Origin of the sequence: Plebeiibacterium sediminum, assembly GCF_026013605.1 — a bacterium.
In the GTDB taxonomy this organism is placed as follows: Bacteria; Bacteroidota; Bacteroidia; order Bacteroidales; family Marinilabiliaceae; genus Saccharicrinis; species Saccharicrinis sediminus.
Window position 1 is genome coordinate 1 of the sequence record NZ_JAPDPJ010000159.1, and the last position, 3,065, is coordinate 3,065.

General features: G+C 41.3%; 5 protein-coding genes. All 5 read left to right on the forward strand.

Features of this window, described 5'->3' with window-relative positions; translation table 11 throughout:
* The first annotated feature begins 110 nt into the window (after positions 1-110).
* Positions 111-887, forward strand: a complete 777-nt coding sequence (locus OM075_RS24660) for a hypothetical protein (protein WP_301193228.1) — start codon at positions 111-113, stop codon at positions 885-887.
* A gap of 121 nt (positions 888-1,008) precedes the next feature.
* Positions 1,009-1,224, forward strand: coding sequence for a hypothetical protein (locus OM075_RS24665; RefSeq protein ID WP_301193229.1), 216 nt, complete (start codon positions 1,009-1,011; stop codon positions 1,222-1,224).
* Between the two features lie 7 nt (positions 1,225-1,231).
* On the forward strand, positions 1,232-2,353 hold the full coding sequence (locus tag OM075_RS24670; RefSeq protein WP_301193230.1) for an AAA family ATPase: 1,122 nt from the start codon (positions 1,232-1,234) through the stop codon (positions 2,351-2,353).
* 11 nt (positions 2,354-2,364) lie between these two features.
* Positions 2,365-2,541, forward strand: a complete 177-nt coding sequence (locus tag OM075_RS24675) for a hypothetical protein (RefSeq protein ID WP_170154413.1) — start codon at positions 2,365-2,367, stop codon at positions 2,539-2,541.
* Positions 2,542-2,553: 12 nt separating this feature from the next.
* Positions 2,554-3,030, forward strand: a complete 477-nt coding sequence (locus OM075_RS24680; RefSeq protein WP_120271253.1) for a hypothetical protein — start codon at positions 2,554-2,556, stop codon at positions 3,028-3,030.
* Positions 3,031-3,065 lie beyond the last annotated feature (35 nt).

The window sequence follows — 3,065 nt, forward strand, 5'->3', positions numbered from 1 at the left end:
TCATTTACAAAGACGACAGCGAGAACCTGGCTGTTAATGAAAGCTACAATGTTCGTGTGTATCTGCTTGCCGAGGTAGAGAAAAAGAAATAACCCTAAAATCTCCCGACAATGAAACGATATTTTGTAATTACAAAAACCTCAGTTGGCAACAAACACATCAACGAACAGGACTTGCTCCCTGCCTCCTGTAAACTGATTACAGGCATTGCAATAAACGCCCTGGTTAAAAAGGAATCGGAATTGGAAGATGTAACACAGGATTTAGCTTTTCCCCAAGCTTTAATATCCGATTTGTTACTGACCGATGGCATTACCAACCTTTTCTATTCATACCTACGCACAAGGGCAAGTGAAGCGGAAAGCAAAGACTTTTTTGAAAGTGATATTCTTCCGGCAATAGTTGATATTTTGAGCAACAATATCAAATTTACTTGTCTCGATGCAGACCAGCAAAGCAACCTGAATAACAGCATTGCAGAGCTTTTCAATACGCAGTTTGCCGATTATCTCTACAACGAAGTGGGCTTGTTAGAAAAAGGTCAAACCATAACAAGCCTTGAATTTGCAGACTTGATAGCACAGGAAACATTAACCTTTGCCTATCTGCATAAATCCGATGTTTTTCTTCGTCCTGTTAAGGCTTACAAACAGCCGGAACCTTACGAATGTGGCAATATCAGCCTATTGGTAAACGGCAACAGTTTTCTACTGCGTGATTACATGCTTACTGCCAACAGAAAGGTAAAGCATTTAAGCAAAGAGGTTATCCCTTTCCATGAGCCTTTGGAGGTAAACAGCAATATCCATACGGTTTTCAAAAGCAATAAAAACAGCGGAGACAATACGCTAACCATTAGAATCTACATTGAATATGAACACGAGTGAGTTATTACATACCATCGCAAAAGACCGTGTTTCAGGGATGCGAACTATTGACAGTTATCAGTTAAAACCAACGGTGATAATGGTAACAGGTTCGGATATTTCGCTGGACCTGAAAAACGACATGTGGATTCTGAACACCAAAGGTCTGCCAAGCTCCATTGATGAAATGGAACTCATTAGCAGCGATAACGTGTTTACCGCTACACCCGAAGAATACGACTTTATGGATGAGTACCGATACCAGGTATTCACCGATTACATAGACATCAAAACCAAAGCGGAAAACTTTAAGCCTTACCGATTGGAGTTTGTGAAGATTATTCCCCACCGAAATTAATACGACTATGTTGGATTACAGAGAGCAAATACAAAGCATATACGAGTTTATAAAGCGTTCGGAAGATGAACAAAAGTACCCTTACGCTTACGAAATATACCTGGTTACCGCAGCACAGGAAACGGCACTCACTTCAAGAACCTCCGGAACGGATAAGTTTAACCGTGACATTGAAAGTGCTATTGAAAAAGCAAAGCAGTCTCATGGTTCACTAAGGGTTGATGTGTTTGGAGGCAAAAGCCCCAATGCCAGAAGCCTTAACAGTTATACAGTAAATATCAGTAAGCTTTTGAACCCACCTAAAGAACCCATTGAGAGAGCCGAGCTTCAGACCATTATTCAGGAAGAAGTAAGACAGCACCAAATTCAGAGTAACACCAATGGTTTAGGCGAATTAGATACGCTGTTGGGATTGTTCTCCGGTGAAAACGAACAGGCAAAAAACAAGTTGGAAGGTCTTTTCGGGGTGTTTAATGCTTTATCGGGCAATAACAAAGAGGTTGAGCGAATCAGCTATCAAAAGCAGTTAGATGATTTTAAGTTCGAGACACGCTACAACACTTTGGAAGAAAAGTATGAGCGTTTACGAAATGAAAATGCAGAACTACGAGCTGAAAAAGACCGCTACCAAAGCGAAAACAGGGAACTGAAAACCGATAAAACAGACCTTGAAAGCCGTCTTGCCGGGTATGCTCCCAATGAAGTGATGAAGCGTGTTGCCACAGGTGCATTGGTCGGTATCGGTTCACGCTTGCTTACCAACAGTCCGAAAACAGCAGAGCTATTAGGGCTATCAGCCGAAGAACTTAAAGGAGCTTTGGGAATGCTTGATGATACCGAGGAAGAATCGGCACAGCTCCCTGAAACCAATGTTGAGATTACCGACATAGGTACGGCTAATACACCCGAAGACCGCAAGAAAGCAGAGATTATCAAAAAGCTATCCGATGCCCTTATGACATGGGAACTGCAAGATGTAGCCAAGATTGCAAACATCGTTGGCTTATGCCTTGATAAAGCAGAACTGATTAATAAAACCCTCCTTTTCCTGAATCAAGCCGTGAATGGCATATCAGAGCCGGAACCGGGGAACGTAGATTTTGACAACGCAGATTTAGATAACGATTAAAACATACGATTATGAGAAAGTTTAAAGTAGGAATCACCATTGAAGCTGACAGTACCGAGGTAGTTCAGCAAGTAGGAAACCTTTTGCAAAATGCAGTCAACAAGGTTGAGCAACAGGACATGATTAAGCTTCTAACCAAGGTTGCCAAGAACCCTAAGATTGTAAAGACCGCATTACGATACATTTAAAATTTCAGCACCGTGCAACAGTTACCACCAGTAAATAAAGCAACATTAATAGCTAATGGCATTAAATACGGATTGCCCATTTTGGGCGTTGGAATCGGTATTTATGCCGTTAAAAAGCTATTGTTTAAGAAAAATCCTGATGGCACTTCATCAAGGGTTGCTCCATCAATAAAAGATACGGTTATCGACAGGCAAAACCTGACTATTTCTGCTTCTGATGCTGCTTTATATGCCAATACGCTGTACGGTGCAATGCTCGACTTTGGCACAGATGAAAAGGTTATTTACTCCACCATTGATAAAATACAAAGCAAGGATGATATGCTATTGGTGATTAAAGCCTTTGGCATGAAACAGTATTTGTGGGGAACCAGGGCAGCGTTTTTAGGTCAGGATTTCAACCTGATTGGCTGGTTCAGACAGGAACTCAGCGAAAGTGAAATTTCCAAAATCAAACCCAAGTTCGACAGTTGGGGAATCCCTCTCTAAACTCTAACAATAAAGCTATGGACAAGAAGAAAAAG

Coding starts and splice junctions, on each gene's coding strand:
- OM075_RS24660 (WP_301193228.1), top strand. CDS start 111: ATGAAACGATATTTTGTAATTACAAAAACCTCAGTTGGCAACAAACAC.
- OM075_RS24665 (WP_301193229.1), top strand. CDS start 1,009: ATGTGGATTCTGAACACCAAAGGTCTGCCAAGCTCCATTGATGAAATG.
- OM075_RS24670 (WP_301193230.1), top strand. CDS start 1,232: ATGTTGGATTACAGAGAGCAAATACAAAGCATATACGAGTTTATAAAG.
- OM075_RS24675 (WP_170154413.1), top strand. CDS start 2,365: ATGAGAAAGTTTAAAGTAGGAATCACCATTGAAGCTGACAGTACCGAG.